The following is a 23728-nucleotide window of genomic DNA, read 5'->3' as shown; positions in this document are numbered from 1 at the left end:
GAAATGGGACAAAAAACTAATCCAATAGGAAATAGATTAGGTTATATCCACGGTTGGGATTCTAACTGGTACGGGGGATCTGACTATGCGGATAAAATTGTTGAAGACGATAAGATTAGAAAGTACTTAAATGCCCGTTTATCACGAGCTAGTATTTCTAAAATTATCATCGAGAGAACTTTAAAATTGGTTACTGTTACAATCAATACTTCACGTCCAGGAGTGATTATTGGTAAAGGTGGTCAAGAGGTAGATAAATTGAAAGAGGAGTTAAAGAAATTGACTAACAAGGAAATCCAAATTAATATATTTGAGATCAAACGTCCAGAATTGGATGCTCATTTAGTTGCGGATAACATTGCTCGTCAAATTGAGGCGCGTATCTCTTTCAGAAGAGCTATCAAAATGTCAGTTGCTTCTACTATGAGAATGGGTGCAGAAGGAATCAAAGTTAAGATATCTGGTCGTTTGAACGGTGCTGAGATGGCACGTGATGAAATGTACAAGGATGGAAGAACACCATTACATACATTCAGAGCAGATATTGATTATGCATTAGCTGAAGCTCACACAACATACGGTCGTATCGGAATTAAGGTATGGATTTGTAAAGGTGAGATTTTTGGTAAACGTGATCTTTCACCTAACATTGGGCTTGAGTCTCAAAAGAAAGGTGGTCGCCGAGGCGGTCCTAAGAGAAAGAAAAAATAAGTAGAATCTTAAAAAGTACTGAAAGATGTTATCACCAAAGAAAACCAAATTTAGAAAAGCGCAAAAGGGAAGAAATACAGGTATTGCTCATAGAGGAAGCACTGTAGCATTTGGATCTTTTGGGTTGAAAACCTTGGAGCCAGCATGGATTACATCCAGACAAATCGAAGCTTCACGTATAGCCGTTACGAGATACATGAAGAGAGAGGGAAAAGTTTGGATTCGTATTTTTCCGGACAAGCCAGTTACGTCTAAGCCTGCAGAGGTTCGTATGGGTAAAGGGAAAGGTGCGCCAAGTCACTGGGTTGCTGTTGTTAAGCCAGGACGTATTTTATTTGAAGCCGATGGGGTTCCTTACGAAACAGCAAAAGAAGCTCTTCGTTTAGCAGCACAAAAGCTTCCTGTAAAATGTAAATTCGTTACTCGTAACGACTATGTAGTTCCAGGAAAATAATTAAAACAAATGAAACAAGAAGAAATCACTCAATTGTCCTTAAGCGATCTTAAAGATCGTCTAGACGCAACGACTGAAAAAATTGGTAAAATTACTTTGACTCACAAAGTGTCTCCATTGGAGAACCCAATGCAAATTAAGTCGTTGAGAAAGACTATCGCAAGATTGAATACGGAATTGACTAAAAGAAACAAGCAAGCTTAAGCTTGCAATTTAGAAAATGCCTTGATATGGAAAATCAACATTTAAGAAAAGAAAGAACTGGTGTTGTAACTAGTGATTTGATGGAGAAATCTATCGTAATTACAGTTGAACGAAAAGTAAAACACCTGAAATATGGTAAGTTTATTAAAAAATCTACTAAATTTGTAGCCCACGATGAAAAAAATGACTGTAACATTGGTGATACAGTACGTATTCGTGAGTGCCGACCTTTGTCTAAGACAAAGAATTGGAGATTAGTAGAAATTTTAGAAAGAGCCAAATAATCATTAAGAAATGATACAACAAGAATCAAGACTTGCAGTAGCCGACAATAGTGGAGCGAAAGAGGTATTGTGTATCCGAGTTCTCGGAGGTACAAAACGTCGTTACGCTTCTATTGGAGATAGAATAGTGGTGTCTGTCAAGAGCGCAATGCCCTCTGGTAATGTCAAAAAAGGACAAGTAGCTACGGCTGTGGTAGTAAGAACGAAAAAAGAAATCCGTCGTCCAGATGGTTCTTATATTCGATTCGATGATAATGCTGTCGTTATACTTAACACAGCAAATGAAATGAGAGGAACTCGTATTTTTGGGCCAGTTGCTAGAGAGCTGCGTGATAAGAATTACATGAAGATTGTTTCATTAGCACCAGAAGTGCTTTAAAACTTAAAATCATGCAAAAGAAATTACACATTAAAGTAGGTGACACCGTTAAGGTAATTAGTGGTGAGCATCGTGGTCAGGACGGAAAAGTCCTATCAATAGACAGGAATAAAGATCGTGTGCTTGTGGAAGGTGTGAACGTTGTAAAGCGTCACACTAAACCAGATGCAGCGAACCCTCAAGGTGGTATTGTGGAGAAAGAAGCGGGACTTCACATTTCCAACCTCATGCTTGTTTTCAATAACGAACCAACAAGAGTTGGTCGTAAGAAAAACAAGGATGGAAAGCTAGTTCGATTCGCTAAGAAATCAGGAGAAGAAATTAAGTAATGAGTTATACACCAAGACTTAGACAGCAGTACAAAGCGGAAGTTATTCCAGCTTTGAAGGAACAATTCGGTTTCAAATCTGTAATGCGCGTACCAAGAATTGAGAAAATTGTTATTTCTCAAGGTATTGGTGAGGCAGTAGCTGATAAGAAAATCATTGATGGAGCAATCGAAGATATTACCGCAATTACAGGTCAAAAGCCAGTAGCGACAGTTTCAAAGAAAGACGTTTCTAACTTTAAGTTAAGAAAAGGAATGCCAATTGGAACGAAGGTAACTCTACGTGGAGATATCATGTATGAATTTTTAGATCGTTTGATTTCAATCGCTCTACCTCGTACACGTGACTTCAAAGGAGTTCCAGCAAGAGGGTTTGACGGTCGTGGAAACTTTAATATGGGGGTTAAAGAACATATTATTTTTCCGGAAATCGATATCGATAAAGTAAACAAAATCTTAGGAATGGATATTACTTTTGTGACGTCATCAGAATCAGATGAAGAAGCAAAAGCATTGTTAGATGCATTTAAATTTCCATTTACAAAAAAGTAATAAGATGGCAAAAGAATCAATGAAAGCGCGTGAGCGCAAAAGAGAAGCAATGGTTGCTAAGTATGCTGATAAGCGCCAAGCGCTTAAAGACGCTGGTGACTGGGAAGCACTTCAAAAATTGCCAGCAAACTCATCCAAAGTTAGACTACACAATCGTTGTAATTTAACTGGTCGTCCAAGAGGTTATATGAGACAATTTGGACTGTCAAGGGTGACGTTTAGAGAAATGGCTCTTTCTGGTAAAATACCAGGAATTAAAAAAGCAAGTTGGTAATCTTATAGTTAGAAAAGTTATGAATACAGATCCAATAGCAGATTTTTTGACTCGCATAAGAAATGCGAGCAGTGTGACTAAGAAAGTTGTTGAAATGCCTTCTTCAAACACTAAAGTAGCAATGGCGAAAATTCTTTTTGAAAAAGGATACATCGCAAACTATAAAGTGGAAGAAGACGATAAACAAGGAATAATTAAGATTGCACTTAAATATAATCCTTCAACGAGAGTTCCTGCAATTACTAAATTGCAACGTGTTTCATCTCCAGGATTAAGAAAGTATAGTAATTCAAAGGAATTACCACGTGTATTAAACGGTTTGGGAATCGCAATTATATCTACATCAAAAGGTTTGATGACTGATAAAGAAGCGAGAGTACAAAAAGTTGGTGGTGAAGTTCTTTGTTACGTTTATTAATTTATAAAGTAGTAATAAGCAATGTCAAGGATAGGTAAATCCCCAGTAAGTATCCCGAGTGGAGTAGAAATTAAAATGGATGGACAACTCGTGACAGTGAAAGGACCTAAAGGTGAGATCACTCACGAAATGGATCCAGAAATCACTGCTCAAATCGAGGATGGAGTAATCACATTTAACCGCGCATCAGACGCCCCAGCAACAAGAGCTAAGCATGGTCTTTCTAGATCATTGGTAAGTAATATGGTTGAAGGTGTTTCGGAAGGGTTTAAGAAGGTATTAGAAGTAATAGGAGTTGGATTTAGAGCTGATGCTCAAGGTCAGATTTTGACAATGTCTGTTGGACATTCTCACCCTATTGTTTTCGAAATTCCTCAAGAAGTTAAGGTATCTGCAGAAACCGCTAAAGGTAAAGCACCAGTTGTGACTCTAGAGTCATATGATAAACAACTGTTAGGACACGTAGCTGCCAAAATTCGTTCCTTCCGTAAACCTGAACCATACAAAGGAAAAGGTATCCGCTTCCAAGGGGAGTATGTGAGAAGAAAAGCAGGTAAAGCCGCAGGTAAATAATCTTAATTTAAGAAAAAATGGCATTTAGTAAAATAGCTAGAAGAGCTAAGATAAAAAAACGTATCCGTAAGAATTTGACGGGTACTGAGACACTTCCTAGATTAACTGTGTATAGAAGTAACAAGCAAATTTATGCTCAGGTAATCAATGATTTGAAAGGAGAGACTTTGGTTTCTGCTTCATCTCAAGGACAAAAAGAATGTGAAAACCTTCCGAAAATCGAGCAAGCTGCGTTTGTAGGTAAAATGATCGCTGAAAAAGCGTTAAAAGCCGATATAGCAGCAGTGAAATTTGACCGTAATGGTTATTTATATCATGGTAGAGTAAAATCACTTGCTGATGGAGCAAGAGAAGGTGGACTAAAACTTTAAGAAAATGGCAGCAAAAATTAATAATCACGTTAAACCAGCTGACTTAGAACTTGTAGATAAGTTAGTAGGAATTAACAGAGTTACAAAGGTAACCAAAGGTGGACGTACGTTCAGTTTCTCAGCAATCGTAGTGGTTGGTAATGAAAACGGAATCGTAGGTCAAGGATTAGGTAAAGCAAATGAAGTAACAGAAGCAATTTCAAAAGGAATTGATGATGCGAAAAAGAACTTAATTCGTGTTCCAATCATTAACAATACTGTGCCACACACACAGAAAGGTAAGTTTAGTGGAGCAAGAGTTTTACTCAAGCCAGCATCAGAAGGTACAGGAGTTATTGCAGGTGGTGCAATGCGTGCTGTATTGGAGAGTGCAGGAATCCATAATGTTTTGGCAAAATCGCAAGGTTCATCTAATCCACAGAATGTTGTTAAAGCTACAATCGATGCATTAGCTCAAATGAGAGATGCGTTTTCTGTTGCTAAACAACGTGGTATTACCATGGAACAAGTGTTTAACGGTTAATATAATTTATAATGGCAAAGACAGTAAAAATTAAACTTGTAAGAAGTGCTATTAACCGAACACAACGTCAAAAAGACACGGTAAAAGCATTAGGATTAAGAAAAATGAATCATACGATCGAAAAGGAAGCAACTCCTCAAGTTATGGGTATGATCGCTAAAGTTCAACACTTAGTTGAAGTAGTTGAGTAAAACATAAAAACTGAAAAGCAATGAGTTTAAATAATTTAAAACCAGCTAAGGGTTCTACACACAGCCAGCGCCGAATCGGAAGAGGACAAGGTTCTGGATATGGTGGAACAGCTACGCGTGGTCATAAAGGTGCTAAATCAAGATCAGGTTACAGTAAGAAAATCGGTTTTGAGGGTGGACAAATGCCACTTCAAAGACGTGTACCTAAATACGGTTTTACGAATATTAATAGAGTTGAATACAAAGCAGTAAACCTGGATGTTATTCAAACTTTGGTTGATCGTAAAAATCTTACTGAAATTAATCCTGAAGTACTACGTCAAAATGGGCTATTAGGAAATAGAGAATTAGTTAAAATCCTTGGTAGAGGTGAACTAAAAGCAAAAATTAGCGTTTCTGCTCACAAATTTTCGGCAACTGCAAAAGCAGAAATTGAGTCGAAAGGTGGTGATTGTTCAGAAATCTAATTAACTTTGCAAACTATTTTACCCAGATGAAGAAACTAATAGATAATATAAGTAATATTTGGAAAGTTGAAGAACTAAGGAAAAGGTTATTAATAACCTTTTCCCTTATTCTTGTTTTCCGAATCGGATCGTTTATTGTATTGCCAGGTGTAGATAGTTCCAAGCTGGCATCAGATGGAGCAGACGCTGGTACTATTGAAGGCCTCTTAGGTTTGCTTTCTGGTGGAGGGTTTACGAATGCTTCGTTCTTGGCCTTAGGAATTATGCCTTACATTTCTGCCTCTATTATTATGCAGTTGATGGGAATGGCGGTTCCAGCGGTTCAAAAGATGCAACAAGAAGGTGAAAGTGGTCGTAAGCGTATAAATAACTATACGCGTATTTTAACCATTATTATCTGTGCTGTGCAAGCTCCTGGTTACTTGTCGCTATATGTGGCAGGTAAAAACGCTATCCCAGAAGCATTCATTAATTCACCTCTGTGGTGGACACAATCTGTTCTAGTGCTTGTCGCTGGGGCAATGTTCGCTGTTTGGTTAGGTGAAAGAATTACTGATAAAGGTGTAGGAAACGGTATCTCTCTTTTGATTACAGTAGGAATTATTGCGCGACTGCCACAATCGTTTGTAGCAGAAACTGCACAGCATTCATTCCTTATTGTGATCATTGAAGTAATCGTCTTTATGCTGATTGTAATGGTGACTGTTTTGATTGTTCAAGGGGTTCGAAAAATCCCTATGAATTATGCTAAGCGTGTGGCTGGAGCAAGGGGCGGTGCTGTTGATGCACAAGGTGCACGTTCTTACTTACCAATTAAAGTAAATGCTTCAGGAGTTATGCCAATTATCTTTGCGCAAGCAATAATGACAGTACCAGTAATGTTCATTGAACAGAACTTTGGTATTTTTGGACTTTGGTATAATCTCGTTTTGTTTGTCTTGATTATCGTTTTCACGTATTTCTATACTGCGATAATGATCAATCCTAAAAAGATGGCGGATGATATGAAGAGAAATGGTGGGTTTATTCCTGGGGTTCGTCCGGGGGATGAAACTGCTGGTTACATCGACAACTTGGTGTCAAAAATCACATTACCGGGATCTGTATTTTTAGCTATTATTGCTATTATTCCTGCGATTGCAGTGCAGTTTGGTGTAGGTGATGGATTTGCACTATTCTTTGGTGGAACTTCTTTGTTGATTATGGTAGGTGTTGTTTTGGATACTTTACAGCAGATAGAATCTTACTTACTAAACCGTCATTATGATGGGTTAATGGAAGGGACTAAAATTAGAGGACGTCGTACTCAAGGCGAAATGTCTGGAATGTAATTTAACTAAGATAAATGGCTAAACAACAATCAATAGAACAAGACGGAACAATTATAGAATCATTATCTAACGCAATGTTTAGAGTTGAGTTGGAGAATGGTCATATAATTACCGCGCACATTTCTGGAAAGATGAGGATGTATTACATCAAAATTTTACCAGGAGATCGTGTCAAAGTAGAAATGTCCCCTTATGATTTAACAAAAGGGAGGATCACATTTAGATATAAATAGGTGAGCGTTTAAGACGCATAAATAGAAAGTAAAATGAAAGTAAGAGCTTCAGTTAAAAAGCGATCGGAAGATTGCAAAATCGTAAAACGAAAAGGAAGAGTTTACGTTATAAACAAAAAAAATCCGAAGTTAAAACAACGACAAGGATAAGATAATTGTAAAAGTTATGGCGAGAATTGCAGGAATAGATCTACCAAAAAACAAAAGAGGTGTTATTGGATTAACATATATCTTTGGTATTGGACGTAGTAAAGCACAAGAGATTTTAAAAGCGAATGGTATTGACGAAAACATCAAAGTATCAGACTGGGATGATGACCAAATTGGTCTTATTCGTACAACCATTAACGAAATTAAAGTTGAGGGAGCATTACGTTCAGAAGTTCAGTTAAACATCAAACGTTTAATGGATATTGGTTGTTACAGAGGAGTTAGACATAGATCTGGTTTACCTTTAAGAGGACAACGTACTAAGAACAACTCTAGAACAAGAAAAGGTAGAAGAAAAACTGTTGCGAATAAGAAAAAAGCAACGAAATAATTAGTATTTAATATGGCAAAGTCTAATCAAAAGAAGAAGAAAAATGTTAAAGTAGATGCAATTGGTGAAGCGCATATCCAAGCTACCTTCAACAATGTCATTATTTCTTTAACCAATGCACAAGGACAAGTTATTTCTTGGTCCTCTGCAGGAAAAATGGGCTTCAAAGGTTCTAAAAAGAATACTCCTTATGCTGCACAAGTTGCGGCTGAAGAGTGTGCTAGAGAAGCTCATGACTTCGGATTACGTAAGGTAAAAGTATTTGTTAAAGGACCTGGTTCAGGAAGAGAGTCAGCAATTCGTGCAATACACAATTCAGGAATTGAGGTAACAGAAATTAATGATGTTACTCCATTACCACACAATGGTTGTCGTCCACCGAAACGTAGAAGAGTATAATTTTATAAACAACAAGGGGAGTCACACTGGCGAAGGAAGATGCCTTAATTCACAGTGCCTCACAATAATTATTTGAAATGGCAAGATATACAGGACCAAAGTCGAAAATTGCTCGTAGATTTAGAGAACCAATTTTTGGCCCAGACAAAGCACTGGAAAAAAGAAGTTACGGACCAGGTCAACACGGACCAAACAAGAGAAGAGGAAAACAATCTGAGTACTCTATCCAGTTAACTGAAAAACAAAAAGCTAAATATACTTACGGTATTTTAGAGCGTCAGTTTTTGAATTTATTTAAGAAAGCATCTGCAATGAAGGGAATTACAGGTGAGAACTTGTTAATTCTTTGTGAGTCACGTTTAGATAACACAGTTTATCGTTTAGGTATTGCTCCTACACGTAGCGCTGCACGTCAATTTGTTTCTCATAAGCACATTACTGTTAACGGTAATCTAGTGAACATTCCTTCTTATTCTCTTCGTGAAGGGGATGTGGTAGGTGTACGTGAGAAATCTAAATCTTTAGAGGCGATTACAAATTCTATTGCTTCAAAGACTACTAATTATGATTGGTTGAACTGGGATTCTAGCTCAATGTCTGGAACAGTAATGAGCACTCCATCAAGAGAAATGATTCCTGAAAACATAAAGGAACAACTGATTGTAGAATTATATTCTAAATAAAAATTAATTTATTATTATGGCTATTTTAGATTTTCAAAAGCCGGACAAGGTGATCATGATTGAATCTAACGCACACGAAGGTCAATTCGAGTTTCGTCCGTTAGAGCCAGGTTATGGAATCACTGTTGGAAACGCTTTAAGACGTATATTACTTTCCTCACTAGAAGGCTTTGCAATATCTTCAATTCGTATTGAAGGGGTAGATCACGAGTTTTCTACAATCAAAGGTGTAGTAGAAGACGTAACTGAAATCGTTTTGAACTTAAAACAAGTTCGTTTTAAGCAACAAATCGAAGATCAAGACGAAGAAACTGTGATCATCTCTGTTGGAGGTCAAGATACTTTCACTGCGGGTGATATCGGTAAATTTACTACTGCATTCCAAGTTTTGAACCCAGATATGGTTCTTTGTAACATGGATGCTTCAGTAAAATTAGATATTGAACTAAAGATAATTAAGGGAAGAGGTTACGTTCCTGCTGAAGAGAATAAAACAGCTAACGCACCTTTTGGAACAATTTTTATCGACTCGATTTTCACACCAATTAAAAATGTGAAATTTACTGTTGAGAACTTCCGTGTAGAGCAAAAAACAGATTATGAAAAATTAATCTTTGACATCCAAACAGATGGCTCTATTCATCCTAAAGATGCTTTGCAAGAAGCTGCAAAAATCCTTATCCATCACTTTATGCTTTTCTCTGATGAGCGTATAACGTTGGATAGTGAAATCAAATCTGAAACTGAAGAGTTTGATGAGACTTCGCTACACATGCGTCAATTGTTGAAAACAAAGTTAGTTGACTTGGACTTATCAGTTCGTGCGCTTAACTGTTTGAAAGCTGCCGACGTAGATACCTTAGGAGATTTGGTAGTCTATAATAAAAACGACTTATTGAAGTTTAGAAACTTTGGTAAAAAATCCCTTACAGAACTTGAAGATCTTGTTGATGCTAAAGGATTGTCGTTTGGAATGAATACGTCTAAGTATAAATTAGACAAAGAGTAAAAACTGATATAAGACTTTAAAATGAGACACGGTAAGAAAAATAATAGTTTAAGTAGAACATCTGCACACAGAAAAGCAATGCTTTCTAATATGGCTTGTTCACTTATAGAACACAAAAGAATTAATACAACCGTAGCAAAAGCAAAAGCACTTCGTGTTTATCTAGAGCCTTTGCTAACGAAATCTAAAACTGATTCAACACACTCTAGACGTATAGTATTTAAATACTTACAGAGTAAAGAAGCAACAACTGAATTGTTCAGAGAGATTTCACCTAAAATTGCTGACAGACCAGGAGGATATTTGCGTATCATTCGTATTGGTAACCGTTTAGGTGATAATGCTGAAATGTGTATGATCGAATTGGTAGATTTCAATGATTTGATGACGAAAGAACCAAAAGAAAAGAAAACGCGTCGTTCAAGAAGAGGAGGTGGAACAACTAATGCTTCTACGGATGCAAATGCTGAGGAAACTAAATCTACTGAAAAGAAAGAAGCTAAGAGTGTTGGTGATGACTTAACTAAAATTAAAGGAATCGGCCCAGTTTACGCGAAAGAGCTAGTAGACGCAGGTTTCAGTAAGTTTGAAGATATTGCTTCTTTAACGGCTGAAGACATTACGAAAATGTCGGAGATCGAGGGTATAAGCGAAGATCGAATTGAGTCCGAAGAATGGGTGAAACAAGCTAAAGAGTTAGTTGAAAAAAAAGCTAAATAGGATTGGTATAAACCTATTGTGTTAAAATATTAAGGGCTGTCTGATCTATTCGGCAGCCCTTTTTTTATACCAATTTATTTTGCAATTTAGCAAATAATAAAATTTATATATGAGTCATAAATCTGGTTTTGTGAATATAGTTGGAAGTCCTAATGTGGGGAAATCTACATTAATGAATCGCCTTTTAGGCGAGAAACTTTCTATTGTAACATCAAAAGCCCAAACCACGCGTCATAGGATTCGTGGTATTTTAAATCATGAGGACTATCAAATAGTTTTCTCTGATACACCTGGAGTAGTTAATGCGGCTTATGGCTTGCATGAATCAATGATGAAGTATGTAGACTCCTCTATTAAGGATGCTGATGTCTTGCTTTTCATTACTGATATTTTTGAAAATACAATGAACCATAAAGAAACATTGGAAAGAATTAAATTGCTTAATGTTCCAGTGATTTGCTTAGTAAATAAGGTAGACCTGAAGGATCAAAAAGTGGTTGCGGAACGCTTGGAGTATTGGTCTAAAGAATTGCCAAATGCTACCGTTTTACCTATTTCTGCTTTACATAAGTTTAATGTAGAGCCTATTTTGAATTTAATTTTAGATAAGCTTCCTGACTCACCGGCATTCTTTGACAAAGAGGCTATATCTGATCGTCCGATGCGCTTCTTTATTTCAGAAATTATTCGCGAGAAGATATTTTTGAATTTGAAAAAGGAAGTTCCTTACGCTTGTGAAGTGGAAGTTACAGATTATGTGGAGGAAGAGGATATAATTCGAATTAGGGCCAATATTATAGTTGAAAGAGATTCTCAAAAAGGGATTCTGATTGGTGCCAAAGGAAGACAATTAAAGTATATCGGGATCGACAGCCGCAAAGACATAGAGAAATTTGTGGATAAGCATGTGTTTCTCGAGACTTTCGTTAAGGTGGATAAAGATTGGCGCAATAACGATGGTAAATTAAAAAAATATGGGTACTAATTATGAGTAATATAGTAGCAATTGTTGGTAGACCAAATGTTGGTAAGTCAACATTATTTAACCGTTTAACAGAGTCTAGAAATGCCATCGTTGAAGAAATGAGTGGAGTAACTAGAGATAGAATTTACGGTAAAGGAGAATGGATCGGATATGAGTATTCTGTAATTGATACAGGTGGATACGTTAGAGGTTCTGATGATGTGTTTGAGCAGGAAATTCGGAAACAAGTCGAATTGGCCATTGAAGAGGCGAATGTAATTATTTTTGTTGTGGATGTAACAACAGGTGTAACGGACCTTGATGATAAAGTAGCGAAACTGTTGCGAGCTTCTAATAAGAAAGTTTTCTTGGCAGCGAACAAAGTGGATAACACTGGTCGAGTGGGATTGTCCTCAGAGTTCTGGTCTTTAGGTGTAGGTGATGTATATGATATTGCTGCGGCAAGTGGCTCTGGGACTGGAGAATTGTTAGATGATATTGTAAAGGAATTTCAATCTAAAGAGATAGAGTCTGATAGTGAACTCCCACGTTTTGCGATTGTGGGTAAGCCTAATGTAGGGAAGTCTTCTTTGGCGAATGCTCTAATTGGTGAGGAAAGGAATATCGTAACTCCTATTTCAGGAACCACCAGAGATGCGGTGAATACTAGATATTCTGCATTTGGTTTTGATTTTGTTTTAATAGATACAGCGGGAATTAGAAAACGTGCAAAGGTACAAGAGGACATAGAATACTATTCTGTTCTTAGATCCGTGCGAACGATTGAAAGTGCAGATGTTTGTATTTTTATGATCGATGCAACTGAAGGCATTCAAAAACAAGACTTGAACATCTTTTACATGTGTGAAAAAAATCATAAAGGAATAGTTGTTTTAGTCAATAAGTGGGACTTGATTGAGAACAAGGGAACACAATCAACTAAGGAAGCTGAGGAGCGAATTCGAGAGCAGCTTGCTCCTTTTAATGACGTTCCAATTGTTTTTACATCAGCTGTAACTAAGCAACGTATTCATAAGGCACTAGAAGTAGCTATGAAGGTGTACAATAACAGGGTGAAGAAAATTCAGACCTCAGTTTTAAATGAAGTGATGCAAAATGAAATTGCTCATTTCCCGCCTCCATCACTTAAAGGGAAGTATGTTAACATTAAATACATTACACAACTCCCAACGCATGCTCCGGCTTTTGCTTTTTATAGTAATTTACCTCAATATATCCCAGATAGCTATAAGCGATTTTTGGAGAATAAAATTAGAATGCATTTTGATTTTGAAGGGGTTCCAGTAAGAATTTTTATTAGAAAAAAGTAAGAAAACTCATTACTAAAGTGGCTAAATATTTTATGTTTAGCCACTTTTTTGTTTATATACTCGCTTTCTCTTCTGCTTTAATACTCAAAAAAAATATCCAATTTAAAAAAATGGCAGCTCGCCTTTTCTCTGTTTCTAGGATCAATAAAAAAGGCTATATCCCTAAGAACATAGCCTTTTTCAAAATAAATCGTTAATAAACCCAATCTATAGACGCAGGAATTGCACCAAAGGTTGTTAAAAAAGATTCTTTTTATTCTAAATTTATTCGTCGTTCTTTGTATCTTCATGCAAGAAAAATTAAGATATGCCGTTTAATTCAATTTTCGGGTGGATAATAAAAAAACGAATTCATCAAATCGATTTATTCAGAATGCATCCTGTTGAGGTTCAGAAGGAATGGTTCGAACGCCTTATTTTAAGTGGTCGTAAAACAGTTTTTGGAAAACAATACGGGTTCGATGATATTAATCATTATGACGAATTTAAAAGGCTTGTCCCTCTTCAAGATTATGACAATGTAAAAGAGTGGGTGGAGCGTGAGGTTGCTGGAGAGGAAGATGTTTTGTGGCCAGGAGAAACACAGTGGTTTGCAAAATCTTCAGGTACAACTTCCGATAGAAGTAAATTTATTCCTGTTACGAAAGATTCCTTGGAAGAGTGCCATTATAAAGGGGGGAAAGACCTTTTGGCTATTTACTATTCTCAATTTCCAAATACCAAATTGTATAAAGGTAAGCACTTAGTTGTTGGTGGAACAGCCGAACAGAACAAGCTTCGGCCAGATAGTTATACCGGTGATTTGTCCTCAATTATTTTAAAGAATTTACCTTGGTGGGTAGAAATTAAAAGAATTCCATCGCGAGAAACGGCATTGATGAGTGAATGGGAGGAAAAAATTGAAAAGCTGGCAGAAGAAACGATGTATGAAGATGTATCTAGTATTTCTGGTGTGCCAAGTTGGACATTGGTTTTAATGAATCGAATTTTAGAAAAATCTGGGAAAACAGACATCAGGGAAGTTTGGCCAAACTTAGAACTTTTTATGCACGGTGGGGTAAGCTTTAAACCTTACGAAAAAGAGTTCAATAGAATTATTCCGCATCAGGATATGCATTATATTGAGTCATACAACGCGTCCGAGGGTTTTTTTGGTATTCAAGATGAATTGGATGGTGATTTACTATTGATGCTTGATTATGGTATATTTTTCGAATTTATTCCAATGAATGCATACAAGGGAACGGCTTCTGAAACAGTTATCGGTTTAAAAGATATAGAACTAAATAAAAATTACGCACTAGTTATTTCTACAAATGGAGGCTTGTGGAGGTATATTTTGGGGGACACGGTTAAGTTTACGAGCATTAAGCCTTACAGGGTTAAAGTTACTGGAAGAACTAAGCATTTTATCAATGTGTTTGGTGAAGAGGTGATTGTTGATAATACTGATAATGCCATAAGGGTTGCCTGTGAAAAGACCCATGCCTTGCTAAAAGATTACACCGCTTGTCCAGTTTATATGGAGGAAGGAAAACAGGGAGGACATGAATGGATTGTTGAGTTCAACAAAGAACCTGATAACATGGAGGAGTTTTCGCAAATATTAGATGATACTTTAAGAGAACTTAATTCCGATTATGATGCTAAACGAACGAAGAATTTAACTTTAAACTTTCCAATTGTTCACAAAGCCGAACCTAATTTGTTTGAAAATTGGTTGAAAAGTAAAGGTAAATTGGGTGGTCAACATAAGGTTCCGCGATTGTCAAATGACAGGAAAATATTGGAGGAGGTGCTTAAATTAAAGTCTAGCACTGTTATTGAAGTGAAGGAAGCATGAAAACATTAATTCTTTCCTCGCTAATAATCTTTCAATTGGCCGCTAACTCCTTGGCTCAAACTTTGGAATGGAAGCTTGAAAGGGAATATTTAAACAGAAATATTGAAGCTTGGGATATTTCACCTTTAGAGGAATTAATAATTTCAGAGCAGGGAACATTGCATAAGCTAGACACCAATTTTAATCTCAGTTTTACTCAAAGCCGAAAGGGATTTGGAAATATTTCGAAAATTGACGCCCGACATTCCTTAAAAACATTAATTTTTTCTGAAAACCAGCAAAGTATTGGTTTCTTGGATAATACCCTTTCTTTCCAGGAGGGTAAAATAGACCTAGCACAGTTGAGCATTGGGTTTGCTACTCAAGTTTGTTATTCAGATCAGACAAACCGCTTTTGGGTTTTCGATGAACAAAACGCACGTTTAGTTCGGTTTGAAGGCGTTAATTCTAGCGTAGCTCGATCTGAGATATCCAACCTGATGGCAATTACCTACAGTGATATGCCTAGTACTATGGTAGAGAGACAAAATCAATTGTTTCTGTTTTATGAAGGAGTAGGTTTATTTGTTTTTGACTATTATGGAAGTTTGATTAGAAAGTATCCTTATGAAAGTGCTTTGCAGGTATATCCGACCGAAAAGTACCTTTACATTTTAGAGAAAGATTCAATTGTTAGATTCAACATGAAATTGAATAAAGAGGAGTCCGTAACTCTTCCTAAGGAGGGAATTGAGGAACTGCGTGTGTTTGGAAACAAAGTTTACTTGAAAGATAAGAAAGGGGTAAGTAAATATTCATTAATTAGGCTGAAGTAACTCTCATTTTAAAACAATATTAGTATTTTAGTCCATCATTTAATAAGTTGAATTATGCATATTGCAGTTGCAGGAAATATAGGGTCAGGAAAAACAACTTTAACGGAGTTACTATCTAAACATTATGGCTGGGAAACACATTATGAAAATGTGTCTCAAAATCCATATTTGAATGATTTTTATGAAGACATGCAACGTTGGTCTTTTAACCTGCAAGTGTATTATCTGAACAGTAGATTTACTCAGATTCAAGAGATTCAACAAACCGACAAAGTGGTTATTCAAGACCGAACGATATATGAAGATGCATATATTTTTGCGCCTAACCTTCATTCAATGGGCTTGATGACGACAAGAGATTTTGAAAATTATTTTTCTTTATTTAACCTAATTGAGTCTTTTGTTTCCGCCCCAGATTTATTGATTTATTTGAGAGCGAGTGTACCCACTTTGGTAAATCAGATTCAAAAAAGAGGACGTGAATACGAAGAGTCCATCCGTTTAGATTACTTGAAACGTTTGAATGAAAGATATGAAGCGTGGATTAGTACTTATGATAAAGGCAAGATGATTATTGTAGACGTGGACAATAATAACTACCATGAAAACCCTGAGGATTTGGGAAGAATAATTTCTGCAATTGATGCGGAAATTAATGGTTTGTTTTAATATAGAATTACTTTTATTTCCGGTGCCTTCGACAACTTCAGTTTTCGAAGTCTTTTTCGTTGACTAACTTTGTCGAAGGCAATGGTTTGAGACTCTGTTTTTTATTTCCGATCTTATTTCCAATCAATAAAGCCGTAAAACCTACATGATCTGATCATCAAAAGACTTCACCAATTTAGAAATTTCTAAAATCATTTGAACTTTTTTCTCTTCTTCTGCTTTTTCTTCGTTATGTTTCTCAGCAAATTCTCTTAATATAATCTCAGCATCTAAAATGTGATGTTCCTCGAATGGTCCTTCCATGTTTTCAATTATGGTTAAACATTCTAATGCTACTAAAAAGTCATTTTGAACGGCTATTGAAACGAAATCTACAATGTATTCTGAATAGTCAACTTTGCTATTCCAAACTGTTGATAAGAGCGGTAAATGGATTTTACTGTATTCATTGTTGAGTAGGACATCCATAATTGTTTGAGCGCTCGATGTCGATTTAATGTCCCCAATAAATGTAATAATTTCTTGTTCTGCGTTTGGGGAAACACCTTTATTCCAGATATCTATAATTGGCGTAATTACATTGTCATCACCATTTACCTTTAAAGCTTTCAATCCATCAATAATCTTCTTCTCATCTCCCGTATTAATATCCTTGAGAATGCTCTTAATTTTTGCTCTTTGTTCTGCTGCTCTTTCTGCTGATGCCATGTTATTATCTTTTTTACAAAGTTACATATAAGTAGGGTTTAAAGTCAATTTCTTTGTCAGTTATTCCTTATCTCTCCTTTAGTTTTGGATTTATATTTATATTTACAGAGAAGTGTCAATGCTAATTAGTTTTACCTTTTAAGAATGCAGAGACATCTTAAATTTTATCGGAAAAATAAAAAAAACAATATTGATGAGAAGGAGTGTAACAGAAATTAGATATGGAAATGATATTAGCGCTTTGCTGCTCAGATTAGTTTTTGGATTAGCGATGTTTTATGAACATGGACTGGGTAAATGGCAAGTGCTTTTTGGAAATGGAGAAATCCAATTTCCAGATCCATTTGGAATAGGAGCTACCTTCTCTTTAATTTTGGCTGTTTTTGCGGAAGTTGTTTGTGCAATTCTCGTTGCTGCTGGACTTTTTACTAGATATGCTATTGTTCCTTTAATCGTTACTATGGCTGTTGCAGTGTTTGTTGTTCATAGTGGAGATGCTTTCGGTAAAATAGAGCTGCCTTTAGCATATTTGGTGGGATATGTAGCGATATTTCTAATGGGACCGGGGAACTTTTCAGTAGACCGTTTAATTAGAAATTAAAGCGCTTATTTTATACTTAGAAATTATGAAGGTTAAGGCAGATGAAGCTAATTATTTTGGTATTGGAATTATGCAACACAAACGCGGACATAATATTGGAACGCTTTGGAGGTCAGCATATATTTTAGGGGCTTCTTATATTTTTACGATAGGCAAAAGTTATAAAAAGCAGACTTCAGATGTCTTGAAGTCTTGGCGTGAGATTCCCTTGTTTCATTATGATGATTTTGATGACTTTTACAAGCATATTCCATACAACAGCAAGCTTGTTGGTGTAGAGTTGGATGAACGTGCTGAGTTATTGTCCGAATATGAACATACTCCACGTGCAGTATATCTATTGGGCGCTGAGGACAATGGTTTACCGGAAGAAGTGCTGGATAGATGTCATGATTTAATACAATTGCCAGGAACAAATTCGTTGAATGTTGCTGTGGCAGGTAGCATTGTGATGCACGATAGAATATCGAAACTTCCAACAAAATTGCCATAAAGAATTGCATAAAAAAACCGTCCTCGATTACTCGGGACGGTTTTTTTAGTATTGTTTACAAAGATTACTCTTCGATTACTTCAAATTTGAATTCAGCAGAAACTTCTTTGTGAAGGTTTGCGATTCCTGTATACGTTCCAACTTCTTTAATTGGCTCTTCTACAATTTTCAAAGATCTTCTGTCAACATCGATACCTTCAGCTTTTAACATTTCAGCTAACTGAATTGTGTTAACAGAACCGAAAATACGTCCATTCTCTCCAACTTTTGCTCCAATCTTGATGGTAACACCTTCAATTTTCTTAGCAACTTCTGCAGCTTCTTCTTTGATTTTATCTTCTTTATGAGAACGTTGTCTCAAAACTTCTTCATGCGCTTTTTTTGTTGACTTTGTAGCCACTGTTCCGTATCCTTGTGGGATTAGGAAGTTAAGTGCATATCCAGGTTTTACTTCAACGATATCGTCTTTGTAACCCAGTTTATCGACATTTTTCTTTAATATGATTTCCATAATTGTCTTTTTAATGTGTTAATATATAGGCTTATCTTAATTGATCTCCAACGTATGGAAGGATCGCTATGTGACGAGCACGTTTAACAGCCTTGTTCACTCTACTTTGAAACTTAGAAGAAGTCCCTGTGATACGACGTGGTAAAATCTTACCTTGTTCGTTTAAGAGTTTCAATAAAAAGTTAGCGTCTTTGTAGTCTACGAATTTGATTCCGCTTTTCTTAAAACGACAGTATTTGTCCTTTTTAATGTCAATGTTTACCGGCGATAAATATCTTACATCTTGTGCCATAATTGCAATTTTTTTTGGTTCTTTACTTTAATTACTTTGCTTCAGCCTTTGCAGGTTTTGCATTTTTCATTCTTGACTTTCTTTTTTCAGCCCACTCTTTGTGGTGCTTGTCCATTTTTACAGTTAAGAAACGCATTACACGCTCGTCACGTTTGAAAGTCACTTCTAATTCAGAAACAAGGTTTCCTTCTCCTTCAAATTCTAAAAGGAAATAAAATCCGGTTGTTTTTTTCTGAATTGGATAAGCCAATTTTTTCAAGCCCCAAGACTCAGAATTAGTTAGTTTTCCGCCAAGAGATTTAATCTCTTCTTCAAACTTCTTTACTGCTTCCTTTGTCTGATCTTCTGACAAAACGGGAGTTAAAATGAAAACAGTCTCGTAGTTATTCATATTATTATGTTTTTAATTAAGGCGACAAAGATAGTTAAAAATCTTTTAATCCTACTTATTTTATTTTAAATCCTTTTATCAGCCAACCGATTGTGAATGAATGGGACAAAACGAGGGGGATAATTATAAAATTCTTCTTCTTCTAGCTGTTTAAGCTTCAGAAGCCGAGAATAGAAGCTTTCTAGTGCAACCAGGTTGCTTAGATTTTATGTCAGTCCTAAATAGATTTGTTTGTTAGTTTTTAGTAATTGGTGAAAAGGCAAGTACCCTTTCTATAATTAAAAAGGGAGAAAAGAATTTTTAAGGTCTTTGAAGTGACTTTTTGAAGTAATGTGCTATTAATTTATTCTGAACAAATATTCTATTTTGAATTTAATAGAGCTTGTATTTCAATGGTATATGTTTGGCTAATTCTGCTTTTCAAAATTTCTATTTTAATAGAAATACTTTTTATGTTGGGCGTTCAGGGCACTAATTACTATTTTATATTTACTTTTATCATTCCGTTGGTTTTCTTTCTTTTTCCAAAGAACTAAAACCTTATGTAAATTGTTAATTGATTTATTAAGTTTGATAAACTAAAGAGTATAATAGTACCTAAAGGAGTTAAATTATGAGAAGAAAATTCGTAATTATTAGTTTGTTGTTAGTTGTTGCTACACTTGCACTTTCTATTTTGGTGAGTATGTATTGGTTGGTTGCATTTGCGGTTGTGATGCTCTTGACAATTATGGGGTATATAGATATGTTTCAAACGAAGCAATCTATACGGAGGATTTACCCGCTTTTGGGTCGATTACGTTACGTAATGGAGGAATTAAGGCCAAAGATGTATCAATACTTTATTGAATCAGATATTGATGGTAGACCTTTCAATCGTTTGGATAGGTCGGCAATTTATCAGCGTGCGAAGAGTGTTCGAGATACTATTCCATTTGGAACTCAGCTTGATTTATATGCAGAGGGTTATGAGTGGATGTGTCATTCCGTTGCTCCAAAGGCATTTGATACTTTAAATCATGATCCGAGGGTGAAGATTGGAAACAAGGATTGTAAACAACCATATTCTTCAAGTATTTTAAATATTTCCGCGATGAGTTTGGGCTCTTTAAGTTCGAATGCTGTTGAGGCCTTAAACGGTGGTGCGAAAATAGGAGGTTTTGCTCACAACACTGGTGAAGGAGGGCTAAGTGACTATCACCTTAAGCATGGTGGGGATTTAATTTGGCAAATAGGTACTGGATACTTTGGATGCAGGGATGAGGAAGGGAATTTCAATCCTGAGCTTTTTGCAGAAAAGTCCAAAATTGAGAGTGTTAAAATGATTGAGGTAAAACTTTCTCAAGGTGCAAAACCAGGGCATGGAGGTATATTACCTGCTTCAAAAAACTCTGAGGAAATTGCCAGAATTCGTAACGTTAAACCACATACTGTAGTTGCTTCTCCTCCTTTTCATTCGGCATTTGATACGCCTGTGGAGATGATAAAGTTCATTAAGAAATTAAGAGATTTATCTGGTGGAAAACCAATTGGTTTTAAGTTGTGTATAGGTCATAAAAGTGAATTTATTGCTATCTGTAAAGCGATGATTCACTTAGATATCTACCCAGACTATATCGCGGTTGATGGGGGTGAAGGTGGAACAGGAGCTGCACCACCTGAGTTTAGTAACTATGTAGGTGCTCCTATGATAGATGGTTTAGACTTTGTTCACAATATTTTGAATGGCTTAGGAATACGTGAGCACATTAAAATTATTGCGTCAGGAAAAATCACCTCATCTTTTCACGTAGCAAGAGCTATGGCTCTTGGGGCAGATGCTTGTTACCAGGCACGTGCGATGATGATGGCTTTGGGATGTATTCAGGCCTTAATTTGTAACACAAACGAATGTCCGTCAGGTGTAGCGACGCAGAAAAAAGAACTCTCTGTGGGACTTGTAGTGAAAGATAAGAAAGTGCGGGTAGCCGAATACCATACCAAATTGGTGAAAAATTATGTTGAACTTCTAGGAGCATCTGGGTTGGATGAAACTAAAAACTTAACTCGTTCTCATATTTATCGCCGTATTTCCTTGAATGAAATGATCACTTATGAGGAGCTTTTCCCATCAATTGATTACGGTTCTATGTTGGTAGAAGGTGGAATACCTACAAAGTATAGACTTGATTTTGCCAATGCAGATATGGAAAGTTGGGGAATAAAACTTCATAAATTACAGTAGCTTGGGCTACTGTGAATTATGAAATTTTAGATTACCACGACCACGAGATGGAATCTCGCGGTAGCGTGGGGCGAGATCAAGTTTGAATTTGACCTTGAGATTAATAATGGGATTTTCTAATCAAAGAAAATCCCTTTTTTTATTTTCAAGGTTTAAAATGCACATAGTAATGAACCGATTTAGCTCCTGAATGTACATTGTGTTTTAGCGCTTTATTGAGAAGCGCTTTATTCTTAATACACAAATATTATGTGCAGATTATTTCAGATTACCGTATTGCTTTTTATCTCCTTTTTAGGATATGCTCAGAAAGATAAAAATGAGATTGTTTTCACTGATTCCTTTGGAAATACAATTGAGTCTATTGATTCTTATTTTGTTTTCAAACTGAACAATCGAACCGATTCAATTCAGCTTGAAAACTTGCATAGTAACGATTACTTTCGAAGAAGTAATGAGGTCCATTCCCTAAGTTCTCCGATTGACTCAGTTCCTCGAGATTCTAATAGCCGTTCTTTATTTGTTCAAAGCTATCACTCCACAGATCTTAAAATAAAATGTAGAAAAGAGAAAGTTGAGATTGTTGATTCCATTGATCTTAATCAAGATGGTGTGAAGGAAATGTTCTTGCACCGCAAATGGAATTGTTCTTCAAAACCTCCTGTTCCCAAACCTTATGGTATAGGGAGTGGCTGGCAAGCGTTTAGTCAATATGAAGTTTGGGACATTCTATCTAAGGAAAGAATATTTCGAGTAAAGAATGTTAGTCAAGGCGCCGTTGCTCTCTCTACAAATATTACTAAACATTATGGCTACAGTTTTATTGTTGAAATCGATGAAAACGGCTCATTATTCTTATCTGATTTAACAGGGAGGAATATTGAAATTGAAATGGGAGAATACGTTTTTGATATAGAGGTGGGGAGGTACAAAAAAGGAATGAATTAAGTGGGAGATTATGAAATACCATTATAGCTTTTTACTCTTCTTGTTTGTAATCATTGGAAATACGTCTTATTCGCAAGAAGATCATCAGAACTTTGAACATTACTTTTATCAAAATGGCGAAAGGGTCTATTACCCTTTACGTCCCCATGAACTCTATGTAAAAGTAAAACCAATCCATTTTGAAAGCAACAACTTGTCACCTCAAGCGAGTATTATTCAAATAAGTGCTTTGTTGGATTCTCTTGGGTTATTTATAAGCTACAAGAATTATGAAGATACAGTTTTATTAAAATATGAAGCAGAAACAATAAATGGACAATCTGGATTCAGCCCTTGTGTTTTGTTTGTAGCGAGGAAAGATAGTTTACCATTTGATTTGAGAAATTCTGAAGCATTAAAACAGCTCAGGCTTTCACCTTTTGTTAGTATTGCTGGACCGATTGTTTTACAAGAAAATCAAGAACAAATTCTTGCATTTACTTATGGAAGAAAAATTAGTTTTATTCCAAAAACAGCAACAAGTGCTAAGGCGGTAAATAGATTTTTGGCGTCAATTGAATTGCAAAGAGTAAAACCCAATTTTAATAGTGTTGAAACACCGATCGAAGATGCAATGGGAATTGTTGATTATATTGAGCTTTTTATGGAGAGTGGATTGTTTGAGAAGGTAGAGATGGATGTTTTTTATAGTGCTTATTTGGATTAGATTCCTCCCATAAAATCCGTAAATTTACACCGTGGAAGTAATCAAAAAAATCATACGATTTCCTTTTATAGTTTTGATTCGATTGTATCAATACATCATCAGTCCTATATTTCCTGCGAATTGTCGCTACAATCCAACTTGTTCACAATATTCTGTAGATGCAATTAAAGAATGGGGAGTGTTGAAAGGCGGTTGGATGGCGTTAAAAAGAATTGGTTCTTGTCACCCGTGGGGTGGTTTTGGTGATGATCCTGTGCCGAAGAAAGAATCTAAAGATTCATAGATTGTTTGGGGTTGTTTGCGCTGTATTGGAACGCGGATGACGCGGATGCATCGACAAGCTCAGCAGAACTGCTAGCAGCACGGATTATCACGGGTTTTTTATTATGTGGGTGGAAAATAAAAAAAAGGTGTTTAAATGATTTGAAATCCGTGTCAATCTGCGTTCGGAGATCTGTGTCATCCGCCTTCCGTTTTGAGTAAAACCCACACCAACCAATTCATAATTAAGTGTTTTTTGTTTATTTTTAAGACTATCAATTTCGTTCTTTATGCAATTGGTACTTTCTTTGCATCACAAGGAATTC

General features: G+C 36.1%; 36 protein-coding genes and 2 pseudogenes. 34 read left to right on the top strand and 4 right to left on the bottom strand.

What is annotated here, in order from left to right:
- Positions 1-3: 3 nt before the first annotated feature.
- From rpsC to DIT68_RS06850, 28 genes and pseudogenes are all read left to right on the top strand, one after another.
- Positions 4-711, top strand: coding sequence for a 30S ribosomal protein S3 (gene rpsC / locus DIT68_RS06980; RefSeq protein ID WP_109359108.1), 708 nt, complete (start codon positions 4-6; stop codon positions 709-711).
- A gap of 25 nt (positions 712-736) precedes the next feature.
- Positions 737-1165, top strand: coding sequence for a 50S ribosomal protein L16 (gene rplP / locus DIT68_RS06975; protein ID WP_109359107.1), 429 nt, complete (start codon positions 737-739; stop codon positions 1163-1165).
- A gap of 9 nt (positions 1166-1174) precedes the next feature.
- A complete protein-coding gene (rpmC, locus tag DIT68_RS06970; RefSeq protein WP_109359106.1) occupies positions 1175-1369 on the top strand; it encodes a 50S ribosomal protein L29 in 195 nt (64 codons plus the stop codon).
- A 26-nt stretch (positions 1370-1395) separates the two neighbouring features.
- A complete protein-coding gene (rpsQ, locus tag DIT68_RS06965) occupies positions 1396-1653 on the top strand; it encodes a 30S ribosomal protein S17 (protein ID WP_109359105.1) in 258 nt (85 codons plus the stop codon).
- Between the two features lie 10 nt (positions 1654-1663).
- Complete coding sequence (rplN, locus tag DIT68_RS06960; RefSeq protein ID WP_109359104.1) at positions 1664-2032, top strand: 50S ribosomal protein L14; 369 nt, start codon at positions 1664-1666, stop codon at positions 2030-2032.
- Between the two features lie 11 nt (positions 2033-2043).
- Complete coding sequence (rplX, locus tag DIT68_RS06955) at positions 2044-2361, top strand: 50S ribosomal protein L24 (protein WP_109359103.1); 318 nt, start codon at positions 2044-2046, stop codon at positions 2359-2361.
- Positions 2361-2912 carry a 50S ribosomal protein L5 gene (gene rplE / locus DIT68_RS06950; protein WP_109359102.1) on the top strand — a complete coding sequence of 184 codons (552 nt, stop codon included), beginning with the start codon at positions 2361-2363 and terminating at the stop codon, positions 2910-2912. Before rplX ends, rplE begins: the two co-directional genes overlap by 1 nt.
- A 4-nt stretch (positions 2913-2916) precedes the next feature.
- A complete protein-coding gene (gene rpsN, locus DIT68_RS06945) occupies positions 2917-3186 on the top strand; it encodes a 30S ribosomal protein S14 (protein ID WP_109359101.1) in 270 nt (89 codons plus the stop codon).
- A gap of 19 nt (positions 3187-3205) precedes the next feature.
- Complete coding sequence (gene rpsH, locus DIT68_RS06940) at positions 3206-3604, top strand: 30S ribosomal protein S8 (RefSeq protein ID WP_109359100.1); 399 nt, start codon at positions 3206-3208, stop codon at positions 3602-3604.
- A 21-nt stretch (positions 3605-3625) separates the two neighbouring features.
- On the top strand, positions 3626-4177 hold the full coding sequence (gene rplF, locus DIT68_RS06935; RefSeq protein WP_109359099.1) for a 50S ribosomal protein L6: 552 nt from the start codon (positions 3626-3628) through the stop codon (positions 4175-4177).
- 17 nt (positions 4178-4194) lie between these two features.
- The gene (gene rplR, locus DIT68_RS06930) at positions 4195-4548 is read left to right on the top strand and encodes a 50S ribosomal protein L18 (RefSeq protein WP_109359098.1); all 354 of its coding nucleotides are present in this window, start codon (positions 4195-4197) and stop codon (positions 4546-4548) included.
- A gap of 4 nt (positions 4549-4552) precedes the next feature.
- Positions 4553-5071, top strand: coding sequence for a 30S ribosomal protein S5 (gene rpsE / locus DIT68_RS06925; protein ID WP_109359097.1), 519 nt, complete (start codon positions 4553-4555; stop codon positions 5069-5071).
- A gap of 11 nt (positions 5072-5082) precedes the next feature.
- Positions 5083-5262 carry a 50S ribosomal protein L30 gene (gene rpmD, locus DIT68_RS06920; protein WP_109359096.1) on the top strand — a complete coding sequence of 60 codons (180 nt, stop codon included), beginning with the start codon at positions 5083-5085 and terminating at the stop codon, positions 5260-5262.
- Positions 5263-5282: 20 nt separating this feature from the next.
- Complete coding sequence (gene rplO, locus DIT68_RS06915; RefSeq protein ID WP_109359095.1) at positions 5283-5729, top strand: 50S ribosomal protein L15; 447 nt, start codon at positions 5283-5285, stop codon at positions 5727-5729.
- Positions 5730-5755: 26 nt separating this feature from the next.
- Entirely contained in the window at positions 5756-7060 is a 1305-nt protein-coding gene (secY, locus tag DIT68_RS06910; RefSeq protein ID WP_109359094.1) for a preprotein translocase subunit SecY, read from the top strand.
- A gap of 14 nt (positions 7061-7074) precedes the next feature.
- Entirely contained in the window at positions 7075-7293 is a 219-nt protein-coding gene (gene infA / locus DIT68_RS06905) for a translation initiation factor IF-1 (protein ID WP_101334173.1), read from the top strand.
- Positions 7294-7326: 33 nt separating this feature from the next.
- On the top strand, positions 7327-7443 hold the full coding sequence (ykgO, locus tag DIT68_RS06900; protein ID WP_109359093.1) for a type B 50S ribosomal protein L36: 117 nt from the start codon (positions 7327-7329) through the stop codon (positions 7441-7443).
- Between the two features lie 16 nt (positions 7444-7459).
- Positions 7460-7834, top strand: coding sequence for a 30S ribosomal protein S13 (rpsM, locus tag DIT68_RS06895; protein ID WP_109359092.1), 375 nt, complete (start codon positions 7460-7462; stop codon positions 7832-7834).
- A 12-nt stretch (positions 7835-7846) separates the two neighbouring features.
- A complete protein-coding gene (gene rpsK, locus DIT68_RS06890; RefSeq protein ID WP_107038305.1) occupies positions 7847-8233 on the top strand; it encodes a 30S ribosomal protein S11 in 387 nt (128 codons plus the stop codon).
- A 77-nt stretch (positions 8234-8310) separates the two neighbouring features.
- Positions 8311-8916 (top strand): 30S ribosomal protein S4, encoded by a 606-nt coding sequence (gene rpsD, locus DIT68_RS06885; protein ID WP_109359091.1) that lies wholly within the window; start codon positions 8311-8313, stop codon positions 8914-8916.
- 16 nt (positions 8917-8932) lie between these two features.
- Complete coding sequence (locus DIT68_RS06880) at positions 8933-9925, top strand: DNA-directed RNA polymerase subunit alpha (protein WP_109359090.1); 993 nt, start codon at positions 8933-8935, stop codon at positions 9923-9925.
- A gap of 21 nt (positions 9926-9946) precedes the next feature.
- A pseudogene (gene rplQ / locus DIT68_RS16545) lies at positions 9947-10423 on the top strand (50S ribosomal protein L17); the annotation flags it as partial.
- A gap of 27 nt (positions 10424-10450) precedes the next feature.
- A pseudogene (locus tag DIT68_RS16540) lies at positions 10451-10645 on the top strand (helix-hairpin-helix domain-containing protein); the annotation flags it as partial.
- Between the two features lie 109 nt (positions 10646-10754).
- A complete protein-coding gene (gene era / locus DIT68_RS06870) occupies positions 10755-11630 on the top strand; it encodes a GTPase Era (RefSeq protein WP_109359088.1) in 876 nt (291 codons plus the stop codon).
- Between the two features lie 2 nt (positions 11631-11632).
- A complete protein-coding gene (gene der / locus DIT68_RS06865) occupies positions 11633-12940 on the top strand; it encodes a ribosome biogenesis GTPase Der (RefSeq protein WP_109359087.1) in 1308 nt (435 codons plus the stop codon).
- Positions 12941-13247: 307 nt separating this feature from the next.
- A complete protein-coding gene (locus DIT68_RS06860) occupies positions 13248-14783 on the top strand; it encodes a GH3 auxin-responsive promoter family protein (protein WP_109359086.1) in 1536 nt (511 codons plus the stop codon).
- Positions 14780-15598, top strand: a complete 819-nt coding sequence (locus DIT68_RS06855) for a hypothetical protein (protein WP_109359085.1) — start codon at positions 14780-14782, stop codon at positions 15596-15598. Before DIT68_RS06860 ends, DIT68_RS06855 begins: the two co-directional genes overlap by 4 nt.
- A 54-nt stretch (positions 15599-15652) precedes the next feature.
- Positions 15653-16267 (top strand): deoxynucleoside kinase, encoded by a 615-nt coding sequence (locus DIT68_RS06850; RefSeq protein WP_109359084.1) that lies wholly within the window; start codon positions 15653-15655, stop codon positions 16265-16267.
- A gap of 141 nt (positions 16268-16408) precedes the next feature.
- On the opposite strand, the gene DIT68_RS06845 is transcribed toward DIT68_RS06850, so the two are convergent.
- Positions 16409-16975: a hypothetical protein gene (locus DIT68_RS06845; RefSeq protein ID WP_109359083.1), complete on the bottom strand. Its 567-nt coding sequence runs from the start codon at positions 16973-16975 to the stop codon at positions 16409-16411.
- A 193-nt stretch (positions 16976-17168) separates the two neighbouring features.
- Here DIT68_RS06845 and DIT68_RS06840 point away from each other — a divergent pair, with 193 nt between their 5' ends.
- Positions 17169-17576 carry a DoxX family protein gene (locus DIT68_RS06840; protein ID WP_109359082.1) on the top strand — a complete coding sequence of 136 codons (408 nt, stop codon included), beginning with the start codon at positions 17169-17171 and terminating at the stop codon, positions 17574-17576.
- 25 nt (positions 17577-17601) lie between these two features.
- Positions 17602-18069 carry an RNA methyltransferase gene (locus DIT68_RS06835; RefSeq protein WP_109359081.1) on the top strand — a complete coding sequence of 156 codons (468 nt, stop codon included), beginning with the start codon at positions 17602-17604 and terminating at the stop codon, positions 18067-18069.
- A 64-nt stretch (positions 18070-18133) separates the two neighbouring features.
- On the opposite strand, the gene rplI is transcribed toward DIT68_RS06835, so the two are convergent.
- Genes rplI through rpsF form a run of 3 tightly spaced genes read right to left on the bottom strand, consistent with a single transcriptional unit; the run spans position 18134 to position 19263 of the window.
- Positions 18134-18580: a 50S ribosomal protein L9 gene (rplI, locus tag DIT68_RS06830; RefSeq protein ID WP_109359080.1), complete on the bottom strand. Its 447-nt coding sequence runs from the start codon at positions 18578-18580 to the stop codon at positions 18134-18136.
- A gap of 31 nt (positions 18581-18611) precedes the next feature.
- Positions 18612-18872, bottom strand: coding sequence for a 30S ribosomal protein S18 (rpsR, locus tag DIT68_RS06825; RefSeq protein WP_107038293.1), 261 nt, complete (start codon positions 18870-18872; stop codon positions 18612-18614).
- A 31-nt stretch (positions 18873-18903) separates the two neighbouring features.
- Positions 18904-19263, bottom strand: coding sequence for a 30S ribosomal protein S6 (gene rpsF / locus DIT68_RS06820; protein ID WP_109359079.1), 360 nt, complete (start codon positions 19261-19263; stop codon positions 18904-18906).
- A gap of 613 nt (positions 19264-19876) precedes the next feature.
- Between rpsF and DIT68_RS06815 the strand changes: the two genes are divergently transcribed.
- From DIT68_RS06815 to yidD, 4 genes are all read left to right on the top strand, one after another.
- A complete protein-coding gene (locus DIT68_RS06815) occupies positions 19877-21487 on the top strand; it encodes an FMN-binding glutamate synthase family protein (protein ID WP_109359078.1) in 1611 nt (536 codons plus the stop codon).
- A 249-nt stretch (positions 21488-21736) separates the two neighbouring features.
- Positions 21737-22435 (top strand): hypothetical protein, encoded by a 699-nt coding sequence (locus tag DIT68_RS06810; RefSeq protein WP_109359077.1) that lies wholly within the window; start codon positions 21737-21739, stop codon positions 22433-22435.
- A 10-nt stretch (positions 22436-22445) separates the two neighbouring features.
- Positions 22446-23141 (top strand): hypothetical protein, encoded by a 696-nt coding sequence (locus DIT68_RS06805; RefSeq protein ID WP_146194149.1) that lies wholly within the window; start codon positions 22446-22448, stop codon positions 23139-23141.
- A 31-nt stretch (positions 23142-23172) separates the two neighbouring features.
- The gene (gene yidD / locus DIT68_RS06800; RefSeq protein ID WP_394336377.1) at positions 23173-23424 is read left to right on the top strand and encodes a membrane protein insertion efficiency factor YidD; all 252 of its coding nucleotides are present in this window, start codon (positions 23173-23175) and stop codon (positions 23422-23424) included.
- Positions 23425-23728 lie beyond the last annotated feature (304 nt).

This window comes from Brumimicrobium oceani, from assembly GCF_003143775.1.
GTDB classification, from domain to species: domain Bacteria; phylum Bacteroidota; class Bacteroidia; order Flavobacteriales_D; family Crocinitomicaceae; genus Brumimicrobium; species Brumimicrobium oceani.
Note: the sequence above shows the minus strand (reverse complement) of the source record. Positions and strands in the feature narration are given on the sequence as shown.